29 protein-coding genes and 1 pseudogene are annotated in these 24,316 nt (G+C 71.6%); 17 read left to right on the top strand and 13 right to left on the bottom strand.

Annotated elements, in window-relative coordinates; genetic code table 11:
- The first annotated feature begins 417 nt into the window (after positions 1-417).
- Genes OG906_RS32730 through OG906_RS32745 form a run of 4 tightly spaced genes read left to right on the top strand, consistent with a single transcriptional unit; the run spans position 418 to position 3,573 of the window.
- Complete coding sequence (locus OG906_RS32730; RefSeq protein WP_329448192.1) at positions 418-1,416, top strand: acyl-CoA dehydrogenase; 999 nt, start codon at positions 418-420, stop codon at positions 1,414-1,416.
- A complete protein-coding gene (locus tag OG906_RS32735) occupies positions 1,413-2,183 on the top strand; it encodes a PIG-L deacetylase family protein (RefSeq protein ID WP_329447648.1) in 771 nt (256 codons plus the stop codon). Before OG906_RS32730 ends, OG906_RS32735 begins: the two co-directional genes overlap by 4 nt.
- 35 nt (positions 2,184-2,218) lie before the next feature.
- On the top strand, positions 2,219-2,806 hold the full coding sequence (locus tag OG906_RS32740; protein WP_329448193.1) for a class I SAM-dependent methyltransferase: 588 nt from the start codon (positions 2,219-2,221) through the stop codon (positions 2,804-2,806).
- Positions 2,803-3,573: a glycosyltransferase gene (locus OG906_RS32745; protein WP_329447649.1), complete on the top strand. Its 771-nt coding sequence runs from the start codon at positions 2,803-2,805 to the stop codon at positions 3,571-3,573. The genes OG906_RS32740 and OG906_RS32745 overlap by 4 nt, the downstream gene beginning before the upstream one ends.
- Positions 3,574-3,976: 403 nt before the next feature.
- Here OG906_RS32745 and OG906_RS32750 read toward each other — a convergent pair whose 3' ends face one another.
- On the bottom strand, positions 3,977-4,366 hold the full coding sequence (locus OG906_RS32750) for a hypothetical protein (RefSeq protein ID WP_329447650.1): 390 nt from the start codon (positions 4,364-4,366) through the stop codon (positions 3,977-3,979).
- Between the two features lie 112 nt (positions 4,367-4,478).
- Positions 4,479-4,880: a PPOX class F420-dependent oxidoreductase gene (locus tag OG906_RS32755; RefSeq protein WP_267804071.1), complete on the bottom strand. Its 402-nt coding sequence runs from the start codon at positions 4,878-4,880 to the stop codon at positions 4,479-4,481.
- A gap of 296 nt (positions 4,881-5,176) precedes the next feature.
- Here OG906_RS32755 and OG906_RS32760 point away from each other — a divergent pair, with 296 nt between their 5' ends.
- The gene (locus OG906_RS32760) at positions 5,177-5,407 is read left to right on the top strand and encodes a hypothetical protein (RefSeq protein ID WP_329447651.1); all 231 of its coding nucleotides are present in this window, start codon (positions 5,177-5,179) and stop codon (positions 5,405-5,407) included.
- 105 nt (positions 5,408-5,512) lie between these two features.
- Positions 5,513-5,938, top strand: a complete 426-nt coding sequence (locus OG906_RS32765) for a DUF3592 domain-containing protein (RefSeq protein ID WP_329447652.1) — start codon at positions 5,513-5,515, stop codon at positions 5,936-5,938.
- Positions 5,939-6,171: 233 nt separating this feature from the next.
- Here the strand turns inward: OG906_RS32765 and OG906_RS32770 are convergent, their stop codons facing one another.
- The gene (locus OG906_RS32770; RefSeq protein ID WP_329447653.1) at positions 6,172-6,528 is read right to left on the bottom strand and encodes a hypothetical protein; all 357 of its coding nucleotides are present in this window, start codon (positions 6,526-6,528) and stop codon (positions 6,172-6,174) included.
- Positions 6,529-6,532: 4 nt separating this feature from the next.
- Entirely contained in the window at positions 6,533-7,492 is a 960-nt protein-coding gene (locus OG906_RS32775; RefSeq protein ID WP_329447654.1) for a helix-turn-helix domain-containing protein, read from the bottom strand.
- A 289-nt stretch (positions 7,493-7,781) separates the two neighbouring features.
- Between OG906_RS32775 and OG906_RS32780 the strand changes: the two genes are divergently transcribed.
- The 4 genes from OG906_RS32780 (at position 7,782) to OG906_RS32795 (ending at position 9,933) form a co-directional block, all read left to right on the top strand.
- A complete protein-coding gene (locus tag OG906_RS32780; RefSeq protein WP_329447655.1) occupies positions 7,782-8,177 on the top strand; it encodes a hypothetical protein in 396 nt (131 codons plus the stop codon).
- Positions 8,178-8,443: 266 nt separating this feature from the next.
- Positions 8,444-8,566, top strand: a complete 123-nt coding sequence (locus OG906_RS32785; protein WP_329447656.1) for a hypothetical protein — start codon at positions 8,444-8,446, stop codon at positions 8,564-8,566.
- A gap of 159 nt (positions 8,567-8,725) precedes the next feature.
- Positions 8,726-9,070 carry a PadR family transcriptional regulator gene (locus tag OG906_RS32790; protein WP_329447657.1) on the top strand — a complete coding sequence of 115 codons (345 nt, stop codon included), beginning with the start codon at positions 8,726-8,728 and terminating at the stop codon, positions 9,068-9,070.
- Positions 9,067-9,933 (top strand): hypothetical protein, encoded by an 867-nt coding sequence (locus OG906_RS32795; RefSeq protein WP_329447658.1) that lies wholly within the window; start codon positions 9,067-9,069, stop codon positions 9,931-9,933. Before OG906_RS32790 ends, OG906_RS32795 begins: the two co-directional genes overlap by 4 nt.
- 109 nt (positions 9,934-10,042) lie before the next feature.
- On the opposite strand, the gene OG906_RS32800 is transcribed toward OG906_RS32795, so the two are convergent.
- The 6 genes and pseudogenes from OG906_RS32800 to OG906_RS32820 form a co-directional block, all read right to left on the bottom strand.
- Positions 10,043-11,152, bottom strand: a complete 1,110-nt coding sequence (locus OG906_RS32800; protein WP_329447659.1) for an ABC transporter substrate-binding protein — start codon at positions 11,150-11,152, stop codon at positions 10,043-10,045.
- Positions 11,153-11,293: 141 nt separating this feature from the next.
- A complete protein-coding gene (locus OG906_RS32805) occupies positions 11,294-11,677 on the bottom strand; it encodes a VOC family protein (RefSeq protein ID WP_329447660.1) in 384 nt (127 codons plus the stop codon).
- 67 nt (positions 11,678-11,744) lie between these two features.
- Positions 11,745-13,532, bottom strand: coding sequence for an immunity 49 family protein (locus OG906_RS32810; protein WP_329447661.1), 1,788 nt, complete (start codon positions 13,530-13,532; stop codon positions 11,745-11,747).
- 39 nt (positions 13,533-13,571) lie between these two features.
- Positions 13,572-14,021, bottom strand: coding sequence for an Ig domain-containing protein (locus OG906_RS43675; protein ID WP_443067432.1), 450 nt, complete (start codon positions 14,019-14,021; stop codon positions 13,572-13,574).
- Positions 14,015-14,212: pseudogene (locus tag OG906_RS32815) on the bottom strand (M4 family metallopeptidase); the annotation flags it as partial. The gene OG906_RS43675 and the pseudogene OG906_RS32815, both read right to left, overlap by 7 nt.
- A gap of 56 nt (positions 14,213-14,268) precedes the next feature.
- The gene (locus tag OG906_RS32820; protein WP_329447662.1) at positions 14,269-14,712 is read right to left on the bottom strand and encodes an IPT/TIG domain-containing protein; all 444 of its coding nucleotides are present in this window, start codon (positions 14,710-14,712) and stop codon (positions 14,269-14,271) included.
- Between the two features lie 344 nt (positions 14,713-15,056).
- On the opposite strand from OG906_RS32820, the gene OG906_RS32825 reads away from it, so the two are divergent.
- The 6 genes from OG906_RS32825 (at position 15,057) to OG906_RS32850 (ending at position 20,758) form a co-directional block, all read left to right on the top strand.
- Positions 15,057-15,419 (top strand): hypothetical protein, encoded by a 363-nt coding sequence (locus tag OG906_RS32825; protein ID WP_329447663.1) that lies wholly within the window; start codon positions 15,057-15,059, stop codon positions 15,417-15,419.
- A 151-nt stretch (positions 15,420-15,570) separates the two neighbouring features.
- Positions 15,571-16,065 (top strand): GntR family transcriptional regulator, encoded by a 495-nt coding sequence (locus tag OG906_RS32830; protein WP_329447664.1) that lies wholly within the window; start codon positions 15,571-15,573, stop codon positions 16,063-16,065.
- Positions 16,062-16,931, top strand: a complete 870-nt coding sequence (locus OG906_RS32835) for an ABC transporter ATP-binding protein (RefSeq protein WP_329447665.1) — start codon at positions 16,062-16,064, stop codon at positions 16,929-16,931. Before OG906_RS32830 ends, OG906_RS32835 begins: the two co-directional genes overlap by 4 nt.
- A complete protein-coding gene (locus OG906_RS32840; RefSeq protein WP_329447666.1) occupies positions 16,928-17,791 on the top strand; it encodes a hypothetical protein in 864 nt (287 codons plus the stop codon). Before OG906_RS32835 ends, OG906_RS32840 begins: the two co-directional genes overlap by 4 nt.
- Before the next feature lie 117 nt (positions 17,792-17,908).
- Positions 17,909-19,414: a cryptochrome/photolyase family protein gene (locus OG906_RS32845; RefSeq protein ID WP_329447667.1), complete on the top strand. Its 1,506-nt coding sequence runs from the start codon at positions 17,909-17,911 to the stop codon at positions 19,412-19,414.
- A gap of 144 nt (positions 19,415-19,558) precedes the next feature.
- Positions 19,559-20,758 (top strand): spore photoproduct lyase family protein, encoded by a 1,200-nt coding sequence (locus OG906_RS32850; protein ID WP_329447668.1) that lies wholly within the window; start codon positions 19,559-19,561, stop codon positions 20,756-20,758.
- Positions 20,759-20,849: 91 nt separating this feature from the next.
- Here the strand turns inward: OG906_RS32850 and OG906_RS32855 are convergent, their stop codons facing one another.
- Positions 20,850-21,992 (bottom strand): serine hydrolase domain-containing protein, encoded by a 1,143-nt coding sequence (locus OG906_RS32855; RefSeq protein ID WP_329447669.1) that lies wholly within the window; start codon positions 21,990-21,992, stop codon positions 20,850-20,852.
- A gap of 48 nt (positions 21,993-22,040) precedes the next feature.
- A complete protein-coding gene (locus OG906_RS32860) occupies positions 22,041-23,030 on the bottom strand; it encodes an ArsR/SmtB family transcription factor (RefSeq protein WP_329447670.1) in 990 nt (329 codons plus the stop codon).
- A gap of 112 nt (positions 23,031-23,142) precedes the next feature.
- Here OG906_RS32860 and OG906_RS32865 point away from each other — a divergent pair, with 112 nt between their 5' ends.
- Positions 23,143-23,556 carry a hypothetical protein gene (locus OG906_RS32865; protein ID WP_329447671.1) on the top strand — a complete coding sequence of 138 codons (414 nt, stop codon included), beginning with the start codon at positions 23,143-23,145 and terminating at the stop codon, positions 23,554-23,556.
- 354 nt (positions 23,557-23,910) lie between these two features.
- On the opposite strand, the gene OG906_RS32870 is transcribed toward OG906_RS32865, so the two are convergent.
- Positions 23,911-24,249: an STAS domain-containing protein gene (locus OG906_RS32870; protein WP_329447672.1), complete on the bottom strand. Its 339-nt coding sequence runs from the start codon at positions 24,247-24,249 to the stop codon at positions 23,911-23,913.
- Between the last annotated feature and the right edge of the window lie 67 nt (positions 24,250-24,316).

Here is a 24,316-nt window from a genome sequence, read left to right on the forward strand (position 1 = left end):
CACCGGATTCCGGCATCTCGGATACGCCCGTCCGCCCGCACGCCGGTACGTCCGTACGCCGTATCGCGCAAGGGACGCCGTATCCGCTCAAGGGGACCCGCCGGCTTCCTCCCTGGCTCGTGGGCCGGGGCCGTACGGGGTTCGTGACGGTCGCGCCGTGATGCGTGCCGCTCGCCCGCTGCTCAAGATGGAAGACGTCGTCACGCGTCCCGGGCCGGCTTCGTCCCACCCCCCGGTCGCGACGCGCATCGTGCGAAGGACCCCGGGTATCCGCAGCAAGGCGTGTGACGGGCCGCACCGTGGGCGACCTGCCCGGAGCCCGACGTCTTTGGGTAAGGAGCACCGCAGATGCAAGGCACCGCATACGGAGCCCGTTCGAGCACGCGAGCCTCCCAGGGCCCGGGCCGGGAGGCCTGGATGGAGGAGGTGCGCAGGGAGAGCGCGGCGGACTTCGTGGCCTGCGTCGCCGACATCGCGGCGGGCGAGCTGGACCTTCCGCTGCCGGGAGCGGGCCGGACGGCCGACCGGTTCCGGTCGCTGGCCTCGGTGGCGGAACGGGATCTTTCACTGGCCCGCCTGGTGGAGGGACACGCCGACGCGATGGCGATCCTCGCGGAACTCGGGGGACCCGCCGTGGGGCCGCAGGAGCGCTGGGGCGTGTGGGCCGCCGAACCCCGAGGACAGGGGCTCACCGCATCCCTGGGCGACCACGGCTGGGTGGTGAACGGGCTCAAGCGCTACTGCTCAGGAGCACACAGCTGCACACACGCCCTGGTCACGGCCACGGCGGAGGACGGCCGCCGCCTCTTCGCCGTCACCACCGGAGCGACGGGGGAGGGGCAAGGCGCGCGACGCGGCGGGTGCCGGCCGGTGGAGGGTACGTGGCAGGCACTGGGCATGGCGGCCAGCGACAGCACCGACGTCGCGTTCGAGGACGTGCCCGCGGTCCCGGTCGGCGGCGTGGAGGCCTACGTGGACCGGCCCGGCTTCCAGCACGGCGGCATCGGGGTCGCGGCCTGCTGGTACGGAGGCGCCCGAGCCGTCGCGGACGTCCTCACTCGTACGGCGGCCCGGCGCGGCCCGGACCCGCTCACGGACGCCCACCTGGGAGCCGTCGACATGCGCCTGCACGCCGCCGGGGCCGTCCTGGCCCAGGCGGCGGCCGAGATCGACCGCGACCCCGCGGACACCGAGGGTACGGCCCGGCAGCGGAGCCTGCGCGTACGCGCCTTCGTCGAATCGGTCTGCGCCGACGTCCTGACCCACGTCGGCCGGGCCACCGGCGCCGAACCGCTGTGCCACGACCCGTCCCACACACGACACGCCACGGACCTCGCCGTCTACATCCGCCAACACCACGGCGAACGCAACCTGGCGGAGCTGGGCAGCCTCGTCGCCCGGGCGGGACAGCAGTGACGCACACGCCACCCGAGCCGCCGCAGCCCGCCGACCCGATCCAGGCCCCCGGTACTCCGGAACGGGAATGGCGCGACTGGAACGGCCTCGCCGACCTGCCCGAGGCGGTCCTGCCCGAGCGGGGCCGGGTCGTCGTCGTGGCGGCCCACCCCGACGACGAGGTGTTGGGAGCCGGCGGCACCATCGCCCTCCTCGCACGGGCCGGTGTCGCCCTCACCGTCGTCACGGTCACCGACGGCGAGGGCTCCCACCCCGGCAGCACCCGCGTCACGCCGGACCAACTGGCGGCGATCCGGGCCGAAGAACTGCGCCGGGCACTCGCATCCCTGGGCGTACCGGACGCCCGAGTGGTCCGCCTCGGAGTGGCGGACACCCGACTGGCGTTCCACGAGGAAGAGGTCGCCGCCGCACTGGAGCCGCTCCTCGAAGGCGCGCGACTGTGCCTGGCACCGTGGACGGACGACGTGCACGGTGACCACGAGGCCGCCGGACGAGCCGCGCTGAAGGCGTCCCGTGCCACGTCCGTGCCCTGTTGGACGTACCCGGTCTGGATGTGGCACTGGGCCCGACCGGGTGACCCCCGCGTGCCCTGGACGGCAGCCGCCGCGGTCCGTCTCCCTCCCGCGGCAGCGGCACTCAAGCGACGAGCCGTTCAGCGGTTCGTCAGCCAGATCGCACCCCTGGGACCGGACCCGGCCGACGCGGCCGTCCTCCCGCCCGAGGAACTCGCCCACCACCTGCGCGACATCGAGGTGTTCTTCACGTGACCGATCAGCCCACCCCGGCGTCGTACTTCGACGACATGTACCGACACACCGAGGACCCCTGGCACCTCGCCGAACGCTGGTACGAGCACCGCAAGTACGACCTGACCGTCGCCGCCCTGCCGCAGCGGCGCTACCGCAGGGCCTTCGAACCCGCCTGCTCCGTCGGGGAACTGACCCGCCGCCTGGCGGCCCGCTGCGACGCGGTCCTCGCCTGTGACCGGGTGGCCTCGGCCGTCGAGACGGCCCGGCGGCGCACCAGCGCTCACCCGCACGTGGACATCCGGCAGATGACCGTCCCCGCCCAGTGGCCCGACGGCACCTTCGACCTGGTCGTGCTGTCCGAACTGCTCTACTACCTGGACGCGCCGACGGTACGGACACTGCTCGACCACGCCCTCGCGGCGCTGGAACCCGGCGGAACCCTGGTGACCGTCCACTGGAACCACCCCGTCCCCGAGCACCTCTCCACCGGGAGCGACATCGCCCGAAGCCTGGCCGAAACCCCCGGCCTGCGCCTGTTGGCCGACCACCGCGAAGACGACTTCGTCCTCCAGATCCACCACCGCCTCCTCCCCGACGGCAGCCGACCGGCGACCCCCGCCGAGCACGAGGGCCTGGTGTGAACATCGAGCCCGCGACCCACCCAGCCGTGGCCGCCGAGGCCGCGACGCTCGAAGCCGTGGCCGTCGTGATCCCCGCCCATGACGAGGAGGCCCTCCTGCCTGCCGCGCTCGAAGCGGTCCGCACCGCCACCCTGCACCCGGCCCTTCGCCGACTGAGGGTGCTCACCGTGGTCGTCGCGGACCACTGCCGCGACGACACCGCGTTCCTCGCACGCGAAACCGGCGCCACCGTCGTCACCGGCAACTTCCGCAATCCGGGCCGGGCGCGCGCCGTCGGTATCAGCCGAGCCCTGCGGGAACTCGATCTGCCGGCGCCACGCGCGTGGATCGCCACCACCGACGCCGACAGCGAAGTGCCCCCGGACTGGCTGGCCCATCAGCTCGCCCGCGCCCGCGAGGGCTGGGAGGCGGTCGTGGGCACGGTGATGCTCCCGCACACGTCGCCCCTGGCCGACCGCCTCCGGACCCGGTACGAGGCGACCCGACCGCCCCACGGGGAGTGGTACCACCCCCACGTGCACGGAGCCAACCTCGGTGTCACCGCGCAGGCGTACCTCTCCGTCGGCGGCTTCCCACCGCTCCGCGTCGGAGAGGACCACGCCCTGGTCGACGCCCTGAACCGCGCCGGGCACCGCGTCCTCACCACGGCGGCCTGCCCGGTCCTCACCTCGGCACGCGTCCGCGGCCGCGCCCGCGGCGGCTTCGCCGACGACCTGGCGGCCCTGGGCTCTCGCCAACTGGAGGGACAACAGCCGACCATGGGCTGACCTCGCCGTCACGAACCTCGGGCGCCGGGCCTCTGGTCTCTGGTCTCGGGCGGGGCGGTGTCGTCCGTGCGCGCGGCGCACCCTCGCGTGGGCCCGGAAGGCACCGCTACCGAGCGTCCTCCTCGGCCTCGACCCGCGCCTTGCTCCTATTGGCGCGGCGCGCTCTCTCGGGGTCGGCCGGCGGGGACGACGATCCCGTTCCCGTTCTAGACGGGGAACCTGGCTCGCGCCCGTGATCATCCACGGTGCCGCCGTGGTTCTGCAGCCGCGGTGCCCGCCGCTTGCCGTCGCCGGACCCGTACTCGATGCCAGTCATGAGACTCTCCGACCTTGCCGATCCGAGGAGGGGGGAAGCAGTCGCCCCGGGAGACCGCCTTCGGGAACGTCCAGCGCGAGCCTGCCGCTATCCGGCGCTGCGTGTGCCGGGCGGGTCCTGGGGATCGACACCCGTGGTGGCGGAGGCGTCCTTGGTCCCGCTGGGTCGCTGCGAGCGGCCCTGCGGGCCACGGTCGTGCATCCCCTTCTCGCCCGCACCCTTCTTCTGCTCCTCGCCCCGGCGGCCCCGACTCTCGGAGGGCTTGCCGTGCGGGTTGCCGGCCTCTTCCTTCGCAACGGTTCGACCGGGCCCCTTGGCGGGTGCGTACTCGTCCGGGTGGAAGGAGCGATGAGCGCTCGGATTGTCCTGCTGCTTGGTCTCGTCCACATCCGGTGACCAGCCGTGCTGCTTGGTTCCCTCGAAACGGCTGGGTCCCTCGCCGTGCGTGGGCTGGGACGGCTTCGGTTGCTTGGCCATGACCTGACCTGCTGTCCTGATGGGGGAAGGACGCCAGAAACAGCGTCCTGGTCATGCCATTCTCCCACCACCCACGAACCCCACCGGCTCCGCGGAAGACGCCTGCCCGGAGTCAGGCGGTGGGGGAGCTGATGCGGTCGGGCCGGATCACGTAGATCACGCGGACCTGGTCGGCTCCGCCGTACCACGGGTAGGGGCCGCCGAGGTACTTCTGCGCGAGCGCCTCGATGTGCTCGACCGCGCCCTCGGTGGTCACGCTCACCACCCGGCCGCGGATCTGGACGTAGGAGGCGGGCTGCGCGGGGTCGGCGACCGCGACGGCCACCCGCGGGTCACGTGCGATGTTCCGGGTCTTCTGATGCGACTCGACGCTGTTGATCAGGACGTGCTCGCCATCGGTGTCCACCCACGTCTGCGTGAGCTGGGGCGAGCCGTCGGGCATCGTCGTGGCGATGTAGCAGGTGCTGGGGCGGCGCAGCAGCGCCACCACGTCCTCGCCGAGGGGTACGGGCACGGAGCATCTCCAGGGGCAGGTCGCAGCGGTCGGCCGGAGCCACCGTAGCCAGGCAGGCCTCTCCGGCCGTGCTTCCCGTTCCTCGGGACGAGACACGTCATCCGGTTGGCTGCGCCGGCAGGCCGATGTGCCCGTGGGCCACACCCCAGGCACCGGCTGTCGCTCTGCGTGGCGTGTGGGGCGCCGCGTGTGACCGTGTGCGTCGGTTTGGAGATCTCGGCCTCTCGGACACGTGGAAGTGCCTGATGGGCGGAAACGCACCGCGTCAGAAGCGGTCCCCTGGGTAGGCGCACGCCATGAAGCAACGCAACGGCCAGGAACCCGAACTGCCCGCTCCCGTCCCGGAACACGGGAAGGAGAGCCTGACCCCCAACCTGCCCCCGACCGGGCCCCGGGCTCCCGATCTGGAGGGCGCCGACGGCACGCGGCCCGAGAAGAAGACGGGAGAACCGGAAACCGAACGCCCCGCAGACGTGCCCAAGAGCGGCGGCCCCACGGAGGACGCCACGGTCGAGCCCCCGGACTAGGGACTCGCATCACGCCACGGGAGGGCGGCGTTCGTCATTCAGCCCGCATGGTCATCGGCCTCCCGCGTGCGCAACCGGCGCTCCCGCGCGCGCGTCACACCTCACATGCGACGCGAATGGCTCTTCTTGCTCATCCCCCTCACGGTCGGCGTGGGTTTCCTCGGTTACGGCGTGTACGGGTTTCGCCGCGCCCGTGTGCTGCGCCGTATCGGCGTCACCGCCCAGGGGCGGATCGTCCGCCACAACCGGTCGCGAAGCGATGAAGGCACCACGTTCTACCACCCGGTCGCGGCTTGGACCACTGCGGACGGCCGGGCGTGCGAGCACGCATCCAGTTTCGGCCGCAGTTCCATCGCGAGCCCCTTCCGCGTGGGGGCCGATGTCACGGTCCGCTATGACCCGGACCGTCCTCGCCGGTTCGAGATCCAAGGCTGGGACGGGGCCGCGGTCAACTTCGTGTTCACCATCCTGGGATCGTTCTTCACCGCCGGCGCGTTGGTGGCGTTCCTGATCGGTCTGTTCGCCTTCTGACCACCGCCTCCTCGGCCGCACGCCACCACCCCCCGCCTCGCCCCTGCCATGGCCGGGATGGGGAGTGGGCAGGCGGCGGGGGGAGGCCAACAGGTGCGTACGGAGATCTGGTTGCGGACCTGGGAGGGAGGCGGGACGTCCGCGTCCGAAGCGTCGATTCCGCAGGGCCGCCGGCCTCGAATTCCGGGCGGTGGGGAGATCGAGTGGCGGTAGTGGCCGGGGCCCGGGGTCCCTCAGGATGCCATCCACGGAACACGGCAGGTGTGGGGAGCCGATCCCTCCGGACACAGACCGTCGATCACTGCCTTGCGGATCGCCCGCCAGGTCCGCAGGGAACACACCAAGTGGACGCGCAGTTCGATCAGTTGACGGGATGCGCTGTCCTGAGCGGGATGTTCCACGGCCCACTGCTCCGCCAGGAAGTCGTACACGTCGGCGGTCGACAGCTCGCTCCCGGCAAAGGAATCGGTGACGGACTCACCGGTGATCCGTGCGCTCCGGGAACCCACGGCATCCGCGATAAGCCCGCTGACCCACGCCAGCCCCTGCTCGTCCGCGTACAAGCCGAACGCGAGATCGCGCGTCTTCATCGCATCAGCCCTTCATGCTCTCGGCCTCGCCCTTGGAGAAGGCGGTGATGAACCAGGAGTACACGGGAGCCAGTGTCGGTGATGCCGGCCACCCGTTGATCGTCGCAAGCAGCTGCCAGTATCGCTCGGCGTGCGGGTCGGCGGTTGTCTGCAGGCGGGCCACGAGCCAGCGGCGCAGATCGCTTTCGTCGCCCCGCGAGAATGCGTGCGCGTAGAGGCTGCCCAGTGAGTCGGCAAGGGGCTTGCCTCTGGCGGAGGTCGGCAGGAGGCCTGCAGACACGGCCTCGTCGATTCGCTCACCCATCGCCTGGTTCAGGGCGGCGTGCAGAGCATGGATGTCCTGCCCGGACGGCTCTCGGGCCTGCTCCTCAGCCGTGCGGCGCAGCGTGTGACGGAAGTCCGCGTCCTCGCAGAGTCCGGCGAGTTCCACCCAGGCCTCGACCTGTTCGGGTGTGGGATCGTCAGGCAGCTCGGGCATGGCGGATCGCATCAGGGTCACGAACTCGGGATTGGTGTCGAGTCCTTCGAAGGTGTCGTCGATGAAGTCGGATACCCGTCGCCGTTGTTGGGCCTGGGAGAGCGTGGCGAGTCGGTGTATTCGGTGCATGAGGTGCATCTCCATGGTGGTGGGAACGCGTCGGGCGACTGCGCGGAGAACTGCCCGGCGGATGCGCAGAGTTCGGATCTGCACGTCCAACGCGTCGGCGTGCGCTTCCGTGACCTCGGCCATGGATATCTCCCGGTTCAGGATCTTGCGCACGGTCGTCAGGTCGAGCCCGAGATCGCGCAGCGTGCGGGTCAGCTCCAGGCGTGCGAGTGCGTCGAGACCGTAGAGCCGGTAGCCCGCCGGGCTCCGACGGGTCGGCGGGACGATGCCCTGGTCGGAGTAGAACCGGATGGTCTTCACCGTCAGGCCGGTCCGGCGGGATAGCTCTCCGATGGAGAAGAGCGTGTCGCTGTCCATGCCCCCAGCTTGATGTCTCCCCCCACGGGAGACTCAACCGGGGCCCACGGTAACCCACATGACCACCAGGCCCGATCCGGGTGCGCGACCGGTCGGCGGTCTACGCCGACCAACTCACCAAGCAGCCGGCCAACCCGCGAACCCACCCGGCGCCGATCCGGGAACGGCTGCCGGACGTGCTGCGTCCTTTGTGTACAACGGAGTTGTGCCGGGCCGGGGCCCCAGCCCCGGTCGCCGGCGGGAGGGCGGGGGCGTCGTGGGGGAAGGCCGAAGGAGAGGAGTGCTGTTGGTGGCACTCGCGGCAGGGTTGCCCCTGCTCGTGGCCGGGATCGTCATGGCGGTGGTGTTCACGGGGACCGGTGTCGTGGGGTCCAGCCCGTTGCACCGGGCGGTGGACGAGTACCTGGACGCGGTGGGAAGCGGAGGCCCCGCCCCGGCCGCTGGTCCGCAAAGCCGCTGCCCCGACGGCGCGGGGGATCCTGCGGCCGTCCTGCACTCCCTCGCGACGACGTTCGAGCACCACATCGTGTCCTCCACCGCGAGCGCCGACGATGCCTCGGTCAATGCGGAACTCACCTCGGGCGACGGCGACCCGATCGCGGTGGTGCTGGACCTGCGCCGTACCGGGGACCGTTGGGACGTCTGCGCGGCCTCCACCGGCCAGGTGTCCATCGATCCGCTCTGACCGTGGCGCCCGCCCCGGCCAGGGCCCCAGGCGCTGCAAAGGCATCGGCCGCGAGCCCACGCGTGACACCCGCGACGCGCCCGCCCGCGCCCGGCGGTCGCATCAGATGACCCACGGGCGGGCAGGGTTCAGCCATGTCGAACTCCCACGCATCACCCGGTGAAGCCACGATCGACCAGACCGCCGCCGATCGCACAGGCAGCGGCAGCGGCCTGCCGCACGAGGCACGTCCTGCGGTCCGGCCTCCGGCAGGTTCAAGGACGTCCATGTCGGGTGGCCGGGACGGCGGTCGGGGCGTTCGCGCCCCGGCCTCCGAACTGCTCACACTGCTCGACAGGCAGCACCAGCCCGAGCCCGACACCGTCCCGGGGCAGGAGGCCCTGTTCTGACCGGTTCCGTCCCCGGGCGGTCGGCACCCACGACGCACCCCGCCCGTCGGCCCGCGCATCCGCCTCACGTCCGTGACCGGGCCCGGGGTGCGGCGGGGACGCGCCGGCAGCATAGGTCGGGCATCGACATATGTCGGATGGCGAGCTATCGTGACCCCTGTGAACGATCAACCTCTGCGCGAGCCGACCCTGCTCATCCTCACGGCGATCGCCGATGCCCCCCGGCACGGATACGCGATCGCCCAAGAGGTCGAGAAGATCTCGGAAGGCCGAACGAAGATGCGTACCGGAACGTTGTACGGGGCCCTTGAGCGGCTCCTCGAACAGGAACTCATCGCCGTCCACGAGGACGAGGTCGTGGAGGGCCGCAGGCGGCGCAGCTACACGCTGGCCTCGCGCGGCCGCGAGGTGCTTGCCGCAGAGGCTGCCCGCATCGCGCGTACCGCCCAGGAGGCGACCCGGCGCCTGAACCTCGGCGGCCTCGGCAAAGCGGTCACGGCATGAACGCACTGTTGAGGCTCTACCCGGCCTCCTACCGCCGGGAGTTCGGTGACGAGATAGCCGATGCCCACCGCGAGGCCACCGACGGCGCGAGCAGGACGACGCGGATGCGCGAGGCCGCCGACATCGCCGGGCACGCCCTGCGCATGAGGCTCGGGCTCGGATCGGCGGGGCGTACCGGACGACTCCTCGCGGCCGTGGCGCCGTTCGCCGTCATCGCCGTCGGCGTGTACACGATGTTCCTGACCAGGCTGACGCTCTCCGCCCTTCGCATCGCCGACCGGACGGGCGACATCGGCTCCGTCGTCCTGACGGGTGCGGGGGGCGCGGCGGCGCTCGTGGGCGTGGTACTCGCCCTGACGGGTCGCTGGGCGTTGGGGACCTGGACCGCACTGGCCGGCCTCACCGCCAGTACCGCGCTCCAGATCCTCCGACCGGGTCTGGGGCTTGAGTTCGCGATGTTCTTCAGCGGGCCGGCACTCCTCACGGCTCTGGTTGCCGTGCTCTGCCCACCGGACCTGCGTCCGATGCTGCGCCCGCGCCTCTCGAAGGCTGGGGTCGTCGCCGCGCTGGCGGGGACGGCGGTACTGACCACGGCGCCCACACTGTGGCCGTTGTCGTACCCGCTGAACACGCTGCCCGCCCTCCTGCCCACCGTGGCGGGGCTGCTGCTGGTCGGCCGACAGGTCTTCGCCCGGCTGCGTACGGCCCCCGCGGTTCTCCTGGCGAGCCTGCCGTTCGCGGCGATCGGCGTCATCGTGGGGGCCCTGGACGCGCTGCTCCTGCCCCTCCTCATCGCCCTGCCGTTCGCCGCGGTGGTCGGCATCCGCAACCGACGCCGAGGGCCGGCCGCATCCTCGATGTGAAGCCGGTGCGGAACACACGGCATGCGCGCCGTCCCTGAAGGGGCGGCCCGCGCCGCCGCGTCGTCGAGCGTGTGCGACCGGATCCGGATCGCCGGACCGGGGCCCTGTCTCAGCCCGTGTGAAGGATCCGGAAGCGATCCGGGTCCTTCGGATCCCGATCGACGACTTGGACCGGCGGCCAAGCCCATTGCCGCACGCCGATGCCCGGCACGCGGGCAAACCGGATCTGCCCGCGGGTGCCTTCGACCGCAACACTCGGCCAGGAACCGGCGATGCGCGCCCGGTCCGTGCCGTGGGAACGCAGGACATCCGCGAGGACGATGATCGTGTCGTAGCCCTCGAAGGCGACGAAGGACGGTGCTCCTGCCAGACGCGCGCGGAGGTCCGTCTCCACGCGGACACCGAGTCGGCCGAGACGTTCGGGAAGGTAGCGCAAGAAGGGGATCGCGGCGCCTTCGGCGCCCAGCAGCCTCGCCCACTCGGCGAACTCCGGTTGCCCGGCCGGAGCACCGATCAGCATCTCGGCCAGGCGCTGGTCGTGGCGTACGGCCTTGACGATCGAAACTGCCGGTTCCGGGTGGCCGACGAGGAGAAGGAGGGCTGTCGCCCGCTGGTCGACGAGCCCGTCGCACAAGGCCTCTGGGGTGAGCGCGTGCGTGTCGAGTTCGACGACTGTGCCGCCGCCTGGTGCGAGGTGCTCGCGCAGGATGCGGGCCCCGGATGCCCAGTAGACACTCGACTGGGTTGCCACGGCGATGCGACGGTGGCCCGCGCGGAGGAGGAAGCCGGCGTAGACCTGCCATCCGTGCGACTGCGCCGGGGCGAGGCGCGCGACCCACTCCGTCGGCCGTTCGGTGAGCGCGTCGAGAACCGCCGACGAACAGAGGAACGGCACGCCGAGGGCATCGGCCCTGGCAGCGGCGGCGCGGGCGACGACGCTGTGGTATTCCCCCGCCACGGCAGCGACGCCCAGCCGGGCCAGCTCGTCCACGGCCGCCGCGGCCCTCTGGGGATCGGCCGCGGTGTCCCGGACCACCAACGCGAGCGGTCTGCCGTCGATCCCGCCGGCTTCATTGACCTCACCAACGGCCAACTCCATTCCGGCGAGCAGCTGTTGACCGGCCTCGACCCAGCCCGGCCGAGTCAGCGGAACGAGAGCCCCGATCCGTACGGATGAGCCGTCGCGCGCCGGTCCGGTCGGCACTGCTGGTGTACTCATGCGTGGGTGTCTCCCGTGTGACGACTCGGCCGCGGTCGCCCCGACGCACTTGGGTGACCATGCCGGCCATGCGGATCCACCACCATCACCGGCAGGCAACCGCTGATCGGTTGCCGAGCCGGCCTGGTGTCAGTGTCAGTGTCAGGATTTCATGGCGGCCCGGTCGGCCTCACTGCGCAGAACGCAGAACTCGTTGCCTTCGGGATCGGCGAGGACCGCCCAGCCCGAGCCATCGGGATTCCGGTGATCGGCGACGAAGGCGGCACCGAGGGCCAGCAGTCGATCCACCTCCTGATCACGTGAGGTCTCAGGGCGCAGGCACAGATGGATCCGGTTCTTGACCGTCTTGGCCTCCGGCACCTGGTTGAAGTACAACACCGGGCCCTCCGCCAGAAGAACCCGAGTCTCCCGGTCACCGGGTCTGGCATCCGGATCCATCGGACGGCCCGTCACACTGCTCCAGAAGCGGGCCAACTCATGGGCATCCGCACAGTCGATCGCCACGTTCTGTACCACCGAAACCATGTGTCCCAGCCTTCCCGACTTGCTCTGCGGACGCCACCAAGTCGTGCTCATTGTTCGCGCGCACGGCTCAGAGCGTCGGGGTCACGTCCTCCACACGCTCCGCAAGGGGGCGAGCGGCCCCGAGGAGGCGCCGGGGGAGGTAGGGGGACTCGACGCGGATCTCCCAGCCGCGGCGTCGGGCGTGACAGGCCAAGGCCAGCACGTCGAGGTCGATCGCCGCGTCGATGGTGTCGGCGCGGTCCGCGACCTGGTAGTGGTCGCGGTGGGCTTCGAGGGCATCCGCCAGGGCCAGGTTGAAACTTTCCTCGTCGCCCTCCACCAGCTGCGACAACAGTACGGCGGGCGGCGGGAAGAAGCCCCACTCCTTGGCCTGCTCGGCCCCGCGCAGCGCCCGCTCCGCCGCCGACTCGGGATCGATCCCCGTCAGGTAGGCGTGGAGGGCCTCCCGGTACGAAGCGAAGGCCGAGCCGTCCTTCCCGGCGATCGCAGGGCCGGCCAGGACCACGGGGGCGAGATCCTCGCGTACGCCCGTGATCAGGGCGAAGGCGACGGCCTTATTCCAGTTGGCGGAGCCCGCGGCCTCGCCCCGCGCGGCCGGGGAGCGCAGCTTGCGGTTGTCGACGGTCACCTCGATCTCGGTACCCGGCTCCGCCAGGGCGATGCGGAACAAGGCCGCCCCGAGCTGCGAGGCCAGCCGGAGGTTCGCGAGTTGGGCGTCCGTGACGTCGGCCGCATGGCCCGCGCGCCACTTGGAGAGGAGTTCCTGGTAGTGCAGGGCATGGTCGAGCCGGGACGCGGGGAGGGGCTTACCCTCCTCCGGGGTCAGGGCCTCCCGGGCGTTCTGCTCCCATCGGGCCTCGATCTCCGGGCTCCGAGGCTGTCCGCCGGGCGGCCGCGCCACCACCAGCGGGCCCGCCGCGAGCGAGGCGACCGCGTCCGGCCGCCGGCCCCGACCCAAGCCCCCCACTCTCGGGCCGCGCGCCTCGAAGTTCGTGACCAGGGCGTGCGGCAGGTAGTCGGTGTGGAGCGCCGGCATCCAACCGCGGGTCCGGTACGCGAGCGCGGCCAGACCGAGCGGCAGGAGCGGCAGGAGACTGCTCGGCGAGGCAGCGGGGCTGTTCATGGAGCTGTGCGCGAGCAGAAGGGCGGCCAATCCGGCGTCGAACCCCTCCCGATCCTCGGCGGCCACCGCGCGCAGGGTCCGCAGCGCCACACTGTCCGGCCGGTCGAGGAGGCTCGCGCCGGTCTCCAGGGACCGGCTGCCGACACGCGACAGCGCGGCGTCGATGGCGGCGAGCTTCGCCTGCGCGCTCGGCGGGTGGTCGTCATCGTTTCCCGTGTCGTCGAGGACCTGGGCCATGAATCCCGTGACGAGTTCCCCGGCAGGGCTTCCCTGCGCCTGCTCCGCGAACTTCTCGCGGGCGAAGTGGAAGGCCTCACCGTGCCACTGCGCCTTGTCCCTCAGGAGCGCGAGGCAGAACGCGTCGATCCACTCGCCGGGGGTGACGCTCGCCTCGGCATCGTCCCCGTCACCCGGGTCGTAGCTCATGCCGAAGTTCACGTAGTCGAGGAAGACCTGGAACGTGCAGTGCGGGTGGTACGCCGCGTAGGACACGGCGCCGGCGGCCGCCTCGGCCGCGTCCTTGAGCGCGGCCTGAGCCTCCGGGGTATCGAGGTCCGGCGTCTCGACGGAGAGGGCACCCAGGTAGTCGTGGAACTCCTCGGCGATCGACTGCCATTCGTAGGTGGCCATCCGGCCGGCCCTCGACATGGACCGGACCTGCCCCCCGATCCGTTCGGCGAAGTTCTCGCGCGCCGCCGAAACAACGGTCTCGCCCACCTGATGAAGCTCCATCCGCACTGCGCTGCTCCTTGATCGATCCGTGCGGACAGCCTAGGCGCGGCCTCTGACAGGACGGACGACGTGGCACCGCCCCCGGACGCACGCGCGCTCTGGCACGCCGTGCCCAGGGCGGTCCCCCCGAAGCAGCGTCGGCGAACGTGGGGACCGCTCACGATCGGACGCACCTCGGCGGGGGCCGACCTCCCAACCCGCCTGACGTGTCGAGGCGTTGCCGTCGCAGTCGGATGCGGTGAACGTGACCTCGAAACTGCCCGGCTGGGCGGGCCGGCCTGTGACCACGCCGGTGGCCGGATCCAGGGGCAGCCCCGGCGGCAGCCCCGTGGCGGTGAAGACGACCCGCTGACGCTGCGGATCAGGTGCCCGCAACCCGCCAGGACCTCCGAACCGACCGTGTTGCTTCGGTTGTTGACCCACCTCGACGACGGGGCCCGAGGCGCCGGGGGTACCGGGTCGCTGCCGTCCACCCCGACCGCCGGCCATGCCGCGGCCACGGTCTTGGCCGGGGTGCTGTTCGCGCCGTACAGGTCGGCCGCGGCGCGCAAGGTGGCAGCGCGGGCGCCGGAGAAGTGGGAGTTGGGCACCAGATAGCGGGTCAGCGCGGCCACCCGTGCGGGCCGGACCGGATACGTCGACGGCGTGCGAGGTGCTCTCACGTGGTGCGCCCCGGTCATTCGTGAGCCCGACCTGTCCGGGATGGCGGTCGTCGGGCGCACCCCACACGGAGACGTCAGTCGAGGTAGGTGAAGGAGAGCGAATTGGTGAGCTGCCCGCAGGGGGTGGCCGCGTAGACGGAGACGGTCGCTGCCGCGGGCCACTCGGGGGCGGTGGCGACGATGGTCGTGTCGCTGAGCACCACCACGTCCGCGGCCTCTCGGCCGGTGAAGCATCCGTGGGGCGTCATGGTGCCGAAAAGCACCCGGGTGTAGGGAGTGAGGTTGGCGCCGACAAGGGTGACCTGTGTACCGCCGGCGCGGGGGCCTGCGTCCGGCTGGAGGGCGACGAGCTGCCCCTGCGCCGTTCCATTCGGGGAACCGGGGCGAACGGGGAGCGCGCCGGCGGCGCATTGTGGGGGTTCGGCGGCCTCGGCGCGCGGCGCGGACTGGACCAGCGGCAGGGTGCACAGGGACAGCGCGGCGAGCAGGAGCGCGGTTCGGCGGCGGACACGCGTCATGGTGGAACCTTCCGGCGGAGGGGCAGGACCGGACGTGCCCGGGCCCGCCCTCATCATGAGGAAGTCACAACGGCGGAATCCAGGACAAACAGCAGATGTCGCCACGATTCCAGGGGAGTGGCCACCCGCCCGGACCGTGACCGCCGCGCACCGCGCAGGGACCCACCGCGCAGGGACCCACCGCGCAGAGACCCACCGCGCGGGGACCCGCCGCGCACCGCGCAGGGACCGCCGCGCGCCGCGCGTGGGCCGCCGCACACCGCGCAGGCCGGGCGAGGTCGGAGGAGACTGGGAGTGCGGGCGGGGAGTCTCGGGACGGCGGGACCGACAGTCGTGGAGGAACCATGACGGCGACCACGCGCGACCAGGCCCCCGTGGCCATCGCGGGCGACGGCGTGGAGCTGCGCCTGAAGGAGATCGGCGGTGGCTTCTCCGTCGCCTTCATGCGCCTCTCCAAGGGGATGGAGATGGCTCCGGCGCTCAAGGGGCTGCCGGACGACCTTTGCCAGTGCCCCCACTGGGGCTACCTGCTCAAAGGCACGCTCCGGATGCACACGAAGGACGGCACACGGGACTACATCGCCGGGGAGGCCTTCTACTGGGCACCGGGGCACGCCCCGGAAGCGATGGAGGACGTGGAGTACGTGGACTTCTCACCCACCGAGGAGTTCAAGACGGTGATCGACCACGTGACGTCGCAGTCGTGACGTCACAGCGAATGTGACGTTGCGGCGCGGCTGAGCCGACGGTCCCCGACGGCCGGAGGGGCGGCACGCCGGTACGGCGCCCGCTCTTGACAGCCCGGCTGTCCACGCGCACCCTTTCACTACTTCCTTAGTGAAAGGGTGGTGGGTTCTGGTGGTCGATTACCGCATCGACCGGCGCAGTGGTGTCGCCACCTATCTCCAGATCGTGCAGCAGACCAAACAGGCCCTCCGCCTCGGGCTGTTGGAGCCCGGAGATCGGCTGCCCACCGCCCGTGAGGTGGTCGAAGCCCTCGCCATCAATCCCAACACCGTGCTCAAGGCGTACCGGGAACTCGAACGCGAGGGGCTGGTGGAGGGCCGCCGAGGGATGGGTACCTTCGTGCGCCGGACGCTGGGCGACGGCGGAGCCGCCGACGGCGCGCTGCGCACGGAGCTGGCCCAGTGGCTGGCGCGGGCCCGGCGGGCGGGGCTGGAGCACGACGACATCACCGCGCTGTTCACCTCCGTGCTCGGCGGATCCGACGGCGAACCGGAGGACGGCCCACCGGCCGCCGGCGAACCGACCCAGAAACAGACCCAGAGCCAGAAACAGACCCAGAGTCAGAACCAGAACCACAGAGAACCGGACCAGGGGGACGAGGAATGACGGCAGCCATCGAAGCGCACGGTCTCGGGCGGAGGTTCCGGCGGCGCGGCGGCTGGGCCCTGCGGGACTGCTCCTTACGACTCCCCGCCGGTCGCATATGCGCCCTGGTCGGCCCCAACGGGGCCGGCAAGTCCACCCTGCTGGCCTTGGCCGCGGGCGTGCTGAGGCCCACCGAGGGCACCGTCCGGACCCCGGTCCGCGAGGACATCGCGTACGTCGCACAAGGGAAGCCCCTCTACCCTCAGTTGACGATCGGCGAGACCCTGCGCATGGGTGCGGACCTCAATCCCGGCCGCTGGGACGCGGCTGCAGCGGGAGCGGTGGTGGAGGCCGGTGACCTGGACCCTTCCCGGCGCGTCCGCGCCCTGTCCGGGGGACAGCGCTCCCGGGTCGCCCTGGCCTTGGCCCTCGGCAAGCGCCCCGCGCTGCTGCTCCTGGACGAACCGCTGTCCGATGTGGACCCGCTCGCCCGCCGTGAGCTGATGGGCACCCTGCTGGCGACGGCCGGCGAGCACGGCACCACCGTGGTGATGTCCTCGCACATCCTCTCCGAGCTGGAGGACGCCTGCGACCACCTGTTCCTGATCGACGGCGGGCGCGTCCGGCTCGGCGGCTCGGTCGATGACCTCCTGCACGCCCACACGCTGGTGACCGGCCCGGTCCGTGACCTGGGCCCGCACACCGTGGTCACCACGCGAACCACCGGGCGCCAACTCACCGCCCTGATCAGGCCGCGAGGACCGGTCGGCACCGGCACGGACGGCTGGCAGGCCGTCGAACCCACCCTGGAGGAACTGCTGCTCGCCCATCTGCGCGCCCCGGACGCCCCACCGTTGCTCACCCCGGCCGTGGAGGTGGCGGCATGACGCTCTTCGATCTGCGTGGCCCCGTCCGGGTCACCGCCGGCCTGCACCGCCGTGTGTTGTGGGGCGCCCTGGCCGTGGTGCTGATCGCCGCCATCGCCCTGCCCGCGGGCCGCTGGTACGTCCGGTCACTGGCCGAGGACCTCGCCGCGAGCGGCTGCGAGGTGGAGAACACGGTGCGCGGCTGCGGCATCCAAGTCCGCGGCTTCCTCTCCCGCAGCCTGTACGTCAACAAGATGTTCTTCTTCATCGCGCTGGCCGTGAACGCGCTGCCCCTGCTCCTCGGTGCGTTCGTCGCGGGACCGCTGATCGGGCGCGAGCTCGAATCCGGCACCTACCGGTTCCAGTGGACCCAGTCGGTCAGTCCCGCCCGCTGGCTCGCCGCCAAGTTCGTGGTGCCGATCGCAGCCGTACTCCTCGTGCTGCCCGCGTTCGTCGTGCTGGCGGCCTGGATCCGGCGGGGCACGCTGGACATCTGGTATCCGATCCAGTGGTACGACATCCCCGTCTACGCGACGATCGGCCCGGTGGCGGTGGGCTACGCGCTCTTCGGGATCGCCGTCGGCGCCTTGGCCGGGCTGCTGATCGGGCGCACACTGCCCGCGATGGCCGCGGCGTTGGCTGTCATCGGGGCGGTGATGGCGGCCCTCGTCATGCTGCGCCCGCGGTTCTGGTCTGCCGCCGACGGGCCCGCTCGGGGCGGATACGGCTGGGACGTCTCCGGTCTCGACACCACTCGACTCCGATTCCATCCCGAGTCGCACTTCTGGCCGCTGCAACTGGTCGAGACCGGAATCCTGTTGGCCCTCGCCGTCGTCGCGACGCTCGCCACCTTCGTGTTCCTGCGCCGCCGGCACGGCTGACCGATCCAACGGTTCGCCCACGCCGGGACGAAGCGCGTTGTGTGAAAGCGTGTTCGAGCGGTGTGAGGCGGCCGTGTCACTCGCTCCGGACTCCGGCACCATTGGTTGGATGCGGCCATGAGTCCAGTGCACTGGTTGTTCGGCGACCAGCTCGGCCCGCACTTCACCGCCACCGCCGCCGGCGGGACGCCGAGGAACACCCGGTGGCTGCTGATCGAATCCCGGGCGGTCTTCCGCCGTCGCCGGTTCCACCGGGCCAAGGCCCACCTGGTCCTCAGCGCCATGCGGCACCGGGCGGCCGACCTCGGTGGGAGCGCACAGTACATCGAGGCGGAGACGTACCGCGAAGGCCTGGCGCGGGCCGTGGGCGACGCACCCGTCTCCGTGCACCACCCCACGTCCCGGGCCGCCCTCGCCCTGGTGGAATCGCTGCCGCAGGTCACGGTCCACCCGGCCCGCGGGTTCCTCGTCGGACACCGGGAATTCGCCGAGTGGGCGGCGCGGCAGAAGGGGCGGCGGCTGCTCCAGGAGAACCTGTACGAACACACCCGGCGCACCCACGACATCCTCATGGACGGCGACCGGCCGGCGGGCGGTCGCTGGAACCTGGACCACGAGAACCGCGAACCACCGCCTCGCGGCGAGACCACCCTGGGGGCACCGCCGCCGTACCGGCCCCGCGAGGACGAGATCGACGAAGGAGTCCGGCGGGACCTGGACCGCTGGGAACGCGAGGAAGGCATCACCTTCGTGGGCCGCGACGGCCCGCGCCTCTTCCCCGCGAGCCGCCGCGAGGCACTGGCCGCGCTCGACCACTTCGTCACGCACCGCCTCGCCGGTTTCGGTGCGCACGAGGACGCCATGCTTGCGGCCGACCCCGTGATGAGCCACAGCCTGCTGTCCTCCTCCCTGAACCTCGGGCTCCTCGACCCGTGGGAGTGCGTGAGCCGGGCCGAGGACGCCTGGCGGTCCGGACACGTCCCGCTCAACAGCGCGGAGGGGTTCGTCCGCCAGGTCTGCGGCTGGCGCGAGTACGTGTGGAACCTGTACTGGCACCTCGGCGAGGACTACCGGCACCGGAACGAACTGCGCCACACCGCTCCGCTGCCCGCCTGGTTCACGGAGCTGGACGCGGACGCGCTCGGGGCCCGATGCCTGTCCACCGTGCTGGCGCAGGTCCGTGACACGGGGTGGACGCACCACATCCCCCGACTGATGGTCCTCGGCAGCCACGCCCTGCAACGGGGCTGGGACCCGGCCGAGGTGACGGACTGGTTCCACCGGTGCTTCGTCGACGGCTACGACTGGGTGATGCTGCCCAACGTGGTGGGCATGTCGCAGTACGCGGACGGCGGGCTGATGACCACCAAGCCGTACACCTCGGGCGGCGCCTACATCCACCGGATGAGCGACCTGTGCGCGGGCTGCCGGTACCGACCCGCCGACCGCACCGGCGACCGGGCCTGCCCCTACACCGTCGGCTACTGGTCCTTCCTGAACCGCCACCGCGCACGGCTGGAGGGCAACCCCCGCATGGCGCAGGCCGTGCGCGGGCTGGACCGACTGGGCGACCTGGCGCAGGTCCTCCAGGCCCACCGGGACACGGGCGACACCCCGCCCTGAGCGCCCCGGGGGCGTGTCCCACCGGCATACCGCCGCCTACAGTGGAACGGCAGGGAGGCCGTCTCGCGAGCACGCCACCCGGCTTTCCCTTCCCCCTCCCGCAGCCCTCACGGGCCGACCGCGAAGACCCCGCAGGAGACGCGCATGGCCGCCCAGCCGCACACGGGCCGACCGGACGAGCACACGGACGACGCGGACGCCCTGTTCGCCCTGGAGGACATCGACACGGGGCAGGAGAGGCACCGTCCGGCGGACGCGGGCCCGCTGTTCCGCGACTCCCCGGCCGCGCGCCGGCTGCTGTCCGTACGGGCCATCCACGCCGAGCCCGCTGCGGCCGCCTCCCCGCGCGGCAGGCAGATCCTCGCCCGCTTCCCGGACGCCGAGGTCGTTCCCGTCGCCTCGCACTGGGGGATCCCGGAGCTCCACGGGAACGAGGGGAACGTCGACCGCTGGGTCCGGATCAAGAGCGAGACCCTGGTCCTGGGGGAGAAGAAGACACTCACCACCCGTCCCAACGGCCGCTCGGCGGACTGGATCGCCCCCGGGCCGGCCAACGGCTGCGCCATGGCCTGTGCCTACTGCTACGTCCCGCGCCGCAAGGGCTACGCCAACCCGATCACCGTCTTCACCAACATCGAGCGCATCATCGCCCACCTCTCCCGGCACGTGGCGCGCCTCGGCCCCAAGACCGAGGCCAACCAGTGCGACCCGACCGCGTGGGTCTACGACATCGGCGAGAACAGCGACTGTTCCGTCGACGCCCTGATCAGCGACAACGTCGCCGACCTGGTCCGATCCTTCGCCCGCCGGCCATCCGCCAAAGCCTCCTTCGCCACCAAGTTCGTCAACCCGGACCTCCTCCTGCTGGACCCGCGCGGCCGTACCCGGGTGCGGTTCTCCGTCATGCCACAGGGGGACTCCACACTGCTCGACATCCGCACCAGCCCGGTGGGGGACCGGATCGCCGCGGCCGCCGACTTCCTCGAAGCCGGGTACGAGGTCCACTTCAACCTCTCACCCGTCGTCCTGCGCCCCGACTGGGAGCGGGACTGGTCCCTCCTGCTGCGGCACATGGACGACGTACTGCCCCGCGCGGTGAAGGACCAGGCGGCCGCGGAGGTGATCATGCTGACGCACAACGAGGACCTGCACGACCTCAACCTCGGCTGGCACCCGCGCGCCGAGGACGCCCTGTGGCGGCCGGACCTCCAGCAGCCCAAACGCTCCCAGAACGGCAGCCTGAACGTCCGCTACCGCAACGGCGTCAAGGCCGAGGCCGTCGAGACCCTGCGCACGCTCGTCGCCGCCCACGCCCCGTGGCTGAGGATCCGGTACGCGTTCTGACGGATGGCCCGCACGCCTTCCGGTTCCGGGCGGCGACCGGAGAGGTGGCGCGGCACGATCGGCTCGCCCACGGAGAGGCGGGCGGCGCGGATCAGCTCGCCCCGCCCTCCCGGGCGGCACGGGCGCCGTTCTCCCCGCGGAGTGCGGCTTCGACGGCGTCGGCCAGCAGGGTCACGCGGTCGTGGGTGTGCAGACCGCGCGTGACGTAGCCGAGCGAGTAGCCGTGAGCGGGGGAGTACCAGGCGCAGCTGCCGCCGATGCCGCCCATGCCCGGTTCGCCGTTGTCGTCGATCCGGAAGCCGAGGGACCAGCGGACGGTGTCGCGCAGGAAGCCGTCGGTGCCGGTGGCGGCGGTCTTGAACAGTTCGGACCAGAGCTCCCGGCCCAGGGCCTGGGCGATGTGGCCGTCGGGTCGGCCGAGGTCGTCGTAGAGGCTCGCGAGCGAGGTGGCGTCGGTGATGAGCCCGATCGCGCCGAAGGGCGCCTGCTGCCAGGACGGGCTGCGCAGGGTCTCGGGATCGAGGAGGCCGGCGGGGCGCAGGAGGGCGGCGCGGCCGAGCTCGTGCGCGAGATAGGGGTCCGTCCATGCGGTTCCCAGGGGCTCGGGTTCGGCGACCAGGGGGAGTTCGTGGGAGTGGACGCCGAATCTGAGGCGTACGCCGAGGGCGCGCGACAGGGCTTCCGTGTACGCGCGGACCGAAGGGGCGCCGACGGCGGCGAGAAGCCCGTCGACGAGGTGGCCGTAGGTGGAGGCGTGTTCCGCGATGGCCCGACCCGGCACGGTCAACGGTTCCATGGCCTCCAGGTCGTGCACGAGCGCGGCGTGGTCACGGGGGTCGAGCCCGGCGGCGGCGGGTGAGAAGGTGTGCTTGCCGGACCGGTGGCTGAGGATCATGCGCAGCGTCGTGGGATGGTCCGGAGTGTCCCGGTAGGCGGGCCAGTGCGCGGTGACGGGGTCGTCGAGGCCGAGGCTGCCGTCGGCGACGGCTTGCAGGGCGGCGAGCGCGACCAGCGGTTTCCCGGTGGAGAAGACCTGGACGAGGGTGTCCGCGCTCCAGGGGACTTCTCGTGCGAGATCGGCGCTGCCGCCGTGCACGACGAGGCTGGCAGCCCCGTCGCGCCAGACCGCCAGTGAGCCACCGGGCTCGCGTCGCGTGTCGACGAGCTCCTGGAAGAGCGAGATGACCGACTCCCAGTCGCCGCTGGAGTGTTGGATGCGAACGGCTGCCGACATCGCGTGCCTTTCAACGGTGCTCGGTGATCGGTGGTCAATGATCTTGGGTCATCGGGACTTCGGCTCCTCGGCGGGCTGGAGGAGCTCCGTCGCGAGGGCGGTTCGCTGGTGCAGCATCCACCGGCCCGAGCGATGGGAGGTGACGAGGCCGCACCGGCGCAGAACGGCCAGGTGCTGGCTGACGGCGGCGCTGCTCACCCCGACGTAGGCGGCGAGTTGCGTGGTGGACACGGGCAGGTCGAGATGGACCAGCAGAGCCGCCCTGCTGCGGCCCATCAGCTCGGCCAGCGGCTGCGACCGGGCGTCGTCCCGGGCTGACCACAACTGGCCGATGCCTCGCGGTGAGTAGGTCAGTGTCGGTTGCTGCGGTGCGTTGTGCAGGACCAGGAGTCGGGGCCAGGCGAAGACGCAGGGGACCAGGAGCAATCCGGCCCCGGACGCGGCCCGCACCGCGTTGTGGTGAGGTTTGTCGATGTTCAACACCCCGGAGGCGTAGGTGACTTCGGGGTGGAGGTCCGCGAAGACCCTGTCCAGTCCACCTGAGGTGAGCTGCCGGGCGCGGTGGGCTACATCGGCGTCGCCGAGGGAGCGTAATCGCGGCCACACCGGTTCGATCGCCGCGCGCCAGTACAGCGTCATCGTCGCGACGAGCCGGGACAGCTCCCGCTCGGGGTGTTCGTGGAGCGGGCGCAGTGACTCCGGCAGGCCCTGCCCGGTTCTCAGCTCCTCCAGTGAACGGACCACGTCGTCGGCGGGGGTGGTCGCCAGCGCGTCGAGTTCGTCGCCGAACCGCCCGGTCATCGCCTCGGGCGGGACCGCGAGGAAGTCGGCCACGAAGCGCGGCCCCCGGGTGAGATCCGCGAGTACACGGAGATCGATGCCTGCGACCGCCGAGAGCGCTTTGGCCCGCCAGGGCCGGTGCACCATGTGCTGCCCACTCCCGGTCAGTACCGGAACGCTGTGTACCAGCTCCTCCAGGGGAGACAGGGCGAACCGTATGCGGGCCAGGTCGTCCGGCCCCAACCGAAGCTGGATCACAACCGCGAGCGTACCGCCGCGTTCGATTAAGCAGGGACGAAAACGTGGTGCCGAGCCGGCGGCCCCGCGAGGCTTGGTTCACCCATCCACCCCGTACCCACCTGGGGGAATCATGCCGAAGTTGCACAGCCGGATCCTGCGCGGGCTGCTGACCACCGCCGTGGCGGTGGGCACACTCGTCGCCGCGCCCGCGACGGCGTCCGCCTCGACCTGCGGGATCAATGTCGGGGGCCATCAGGGCTACTACATCTGCGAGTACGACCCGACGCTGGTCCAGTGGCCCGACGGGCACTACCAGTGGTTCGTCGTCGGAACCGACAACCACGTCTACGACTCCCACCAGCTGAGCCCGGGCAGCGCGAGCTGGGGACCCTGGCACGACCTGGGCGGAGTGGCCAAGAGCGCAGTGGACGTCACCCACCTGTCGTCGTCCCGGATCGACCTCAGGGTCTGGGGCACCTACAACGGGTACTGGTGCAAGGGCTGGACCGGGTCCGGCGGCTGGAGCAACTGGTGGGACTGCTGAGGCGCACCTGACGGCCCCGCCACCGAGACCCGCCGTGGCGACCTGTACGAGCGCCCGCCAGGCCTTCCCTGACGGGCGCGCCGGGGCCGGATGCCCTACCGGAGGCGATCGCCGCCGGTGGAGGGGGAGGCCGCACAGGGGACGGCCGCCCCTGGTCGATGTCGGGGGAATCGAACATCGGCGCCCCCACCGAGGAGTTCGGCCTGCCCCGACAGCCGCGCGTCCCCACCCCCGAGGAGTTCCGCGCCGCCGAGGAGGCGTTTCGACGTCCGCTACCTTCCCCACCACCGGTGGCGCACGGGGAACTGATGCGGGGCCGGCGGCCCCGCTGCGGACTCCGGGGGTTCGCGACGGTCACGTGTCCGTGAGGGGGAACAGGTTCTCGGTACCCGTGAGTTCCAACAGGTGGAGGATCTGCGGGGAAGGGGCCCGCAGGCTGATGTGCCGGCCGTGGTCCTGGGCGGTGCGCCGGGACTGGATGAGGGCATTGAGGCCGGATGAGTCACAGAAGGTGAGTTCGCTCAGATCCACGACGATCTCGGCCGGACAGCCGGGCCGGGTGATCACCGCGTGAAGGGCGTCCCGCAGCATGGGCGCCCGATCCAGGTCCATCTCACCCCCGACCCTGATGACGACGTGCTGCTCTTCACTCTCCAACCCCACGGGCGGGAAGGGGTCCTGCGCATCATCCATGTTTCCACCCTAGCCAGCCCTCGGGGCGACCGACAGTCTGCCCCGACAAGGGGGGCCTCCGGCCGCC

Origin of the sequence: Streptomyces sp. NBC_01426 (assembly GCF_036231985.1) — a bacterium.
Lineage (GTDB): Bacteria > Actinomycetota > Actinomycetes > Streptomycetales > Streptomycetaceae > Streptomyces.

Bases quoted from the DNA above. Each gene is read 5' to 3' on its own strand.
- OG906_RS32730 (WP_329448192.1), top strand. From the start codon at position 418: ATGGAGGAGGTGCGCAGGGAGAGCGCGGCGGACTTCGTGGCCTGCGTC.
- OG906_RS32740 (WP_329448193.1), top strand. From the start codon at position 2,219: ATGTACCGACACACCGAGGACCCCTGGCACCTCGCCGAACGCTGGTAC.
- OG906_RS32750 (WP_329447650.1), bottom strand. From the start codon at position 4,366: ATGGCCAAGCAACCGAAGCCGTCCCAGCCCACGCACGGCGAGGGACCC.
- OG906_RS32760 (WP_329447651.1), top strand. From the start codon at position 5,177: ATGAAGCAACGCAACGGCCAGGAACCCGAACTGCCCGCTCCCGTCCCG.
- OG906_RS32765 (WP_329447652.1), top strand. From the start codon at position 5,513: ATGCGACGCGAATGGCTCTTCTTGCTCATCCCCCTCACGGTCGGCGTG.
- OG906_RS32770 (WP_329447653.1), bottom strand. From the start codon at position 6,528: ATGAAGACGCGCGATCTCGCGTTCGGCTTGTACGCGGACGAGCAGGGG.
- OG906_RS32775 (WP_329447654.1), bottom strand. From the start codon at position 7,492: ATGGACAGCGACACGCTCTTCTCCATCGGAGAGCTATCCCGCCGGACC.
- OG906_RS32785 (WP_329447656.1), top strand. From the start codon at position 8,444: ATGTCGGGTGGCCGGGACGGCGGTCGGGGCGTTCGCGCCCCGGCCTCC.
- OG906_RS32795 (WP_329447658.1), top strand. From the start codon at position 9,067: ATGAACGCACTGTTGAGGCTCTACCCGGCCTCCTACCGCCGGGAGTTC.
- OG906_RS32800 (WP_329447659.1), bottom strand. From the start codon at position 11,152: ATGAGTACACCAGCAGTGCCGACCGGACCGGCGCGCGACGGCTCATCC.
- OG906_RS32805 (WP_329447660.1), bottom strand. From the start codon at position 11,677: ATGGTTTCGGTGGTACAGAACGTGGCGATCGACTGTGCGGATGCCCAT.
- OG906_RS32810 (WP_329447661.1), bottom strand. From the start codon at position 13,532: ATGGAGCTTCATCAGGTGGGCGAGACCGTTGTTTCGGCGGCGCGCGAG.
- OG906_RS43675 (WP_443067432.1), bottom strand. From the start codon at position 14,021: ATGGCCGGCGGTCGGGGTGGACGGCAGCGACCCGGTACCCCCGGCGCC.
- OG906_RS32820 (WP_329447662.1), bottom strand. From the start codon at position 14,712: ATGACGCGTGTCCGCCGCCGAACCGCGCTCCTGCTCGCCGCGCTGTCC.
- OG906_RS32825 (WP_329447663.1), top strand. From the start codon at position 15,057: ATGACGGCGACCACGCGCGACCAGGCCCCCGTGGCCATCGCGGGCGAC.
- OG906_RS32835 (WP_329447665.1), top strand. From the start codon at position 16,062: ATGACGGCAGCCATCGAAGCGCACGGTCTCGGGCGGAGGTTCCGGCGG.
- OG906_RS32840 (WP_329447666.1), top strand. From the start codon at position 16,928: ATGACGCTCTTCGATCTGCGTGGCCCCGTCCGGGTCACCGCCGGCCTG.
- OG906_RS32845 (WP_329447667.1), top strand. From the start codon at position 17,909: ATGAGTCCAGTGCACTGGTTGTTCGGCGACCAGCTCGGCCCGCACTTC.
- OG906_RS32850 (WP_329447668.1), top strand. From the start codon at position 19,559: ATGGCCGCCCAGCCGCACACGGGCCGACCGGACGAGCACACGGACGAC.
- OG906_RS32855 (WP_329447669.1), bottom strand. From the start codon at position 21,992: ATGTCGGCAGCCGTTCGCATCCAACACTCCAGCGGCGACTGGGAGTCG.
- OG906_RS32865 (WP_329447671.1), top strand. From the start codon at position 23,143: ATGCCGAAGTTGCACAGCCGGATCCTGCGCGGGCTGCTGACCACCGCC.
- OG906_RS32870 (WP_329447672.1), bottom strand. From the start codon at position 24,249: ATGGATGATGCGCAGGACCCCTTCCCGCCCGTGGGGTTGGAGAGTGAA.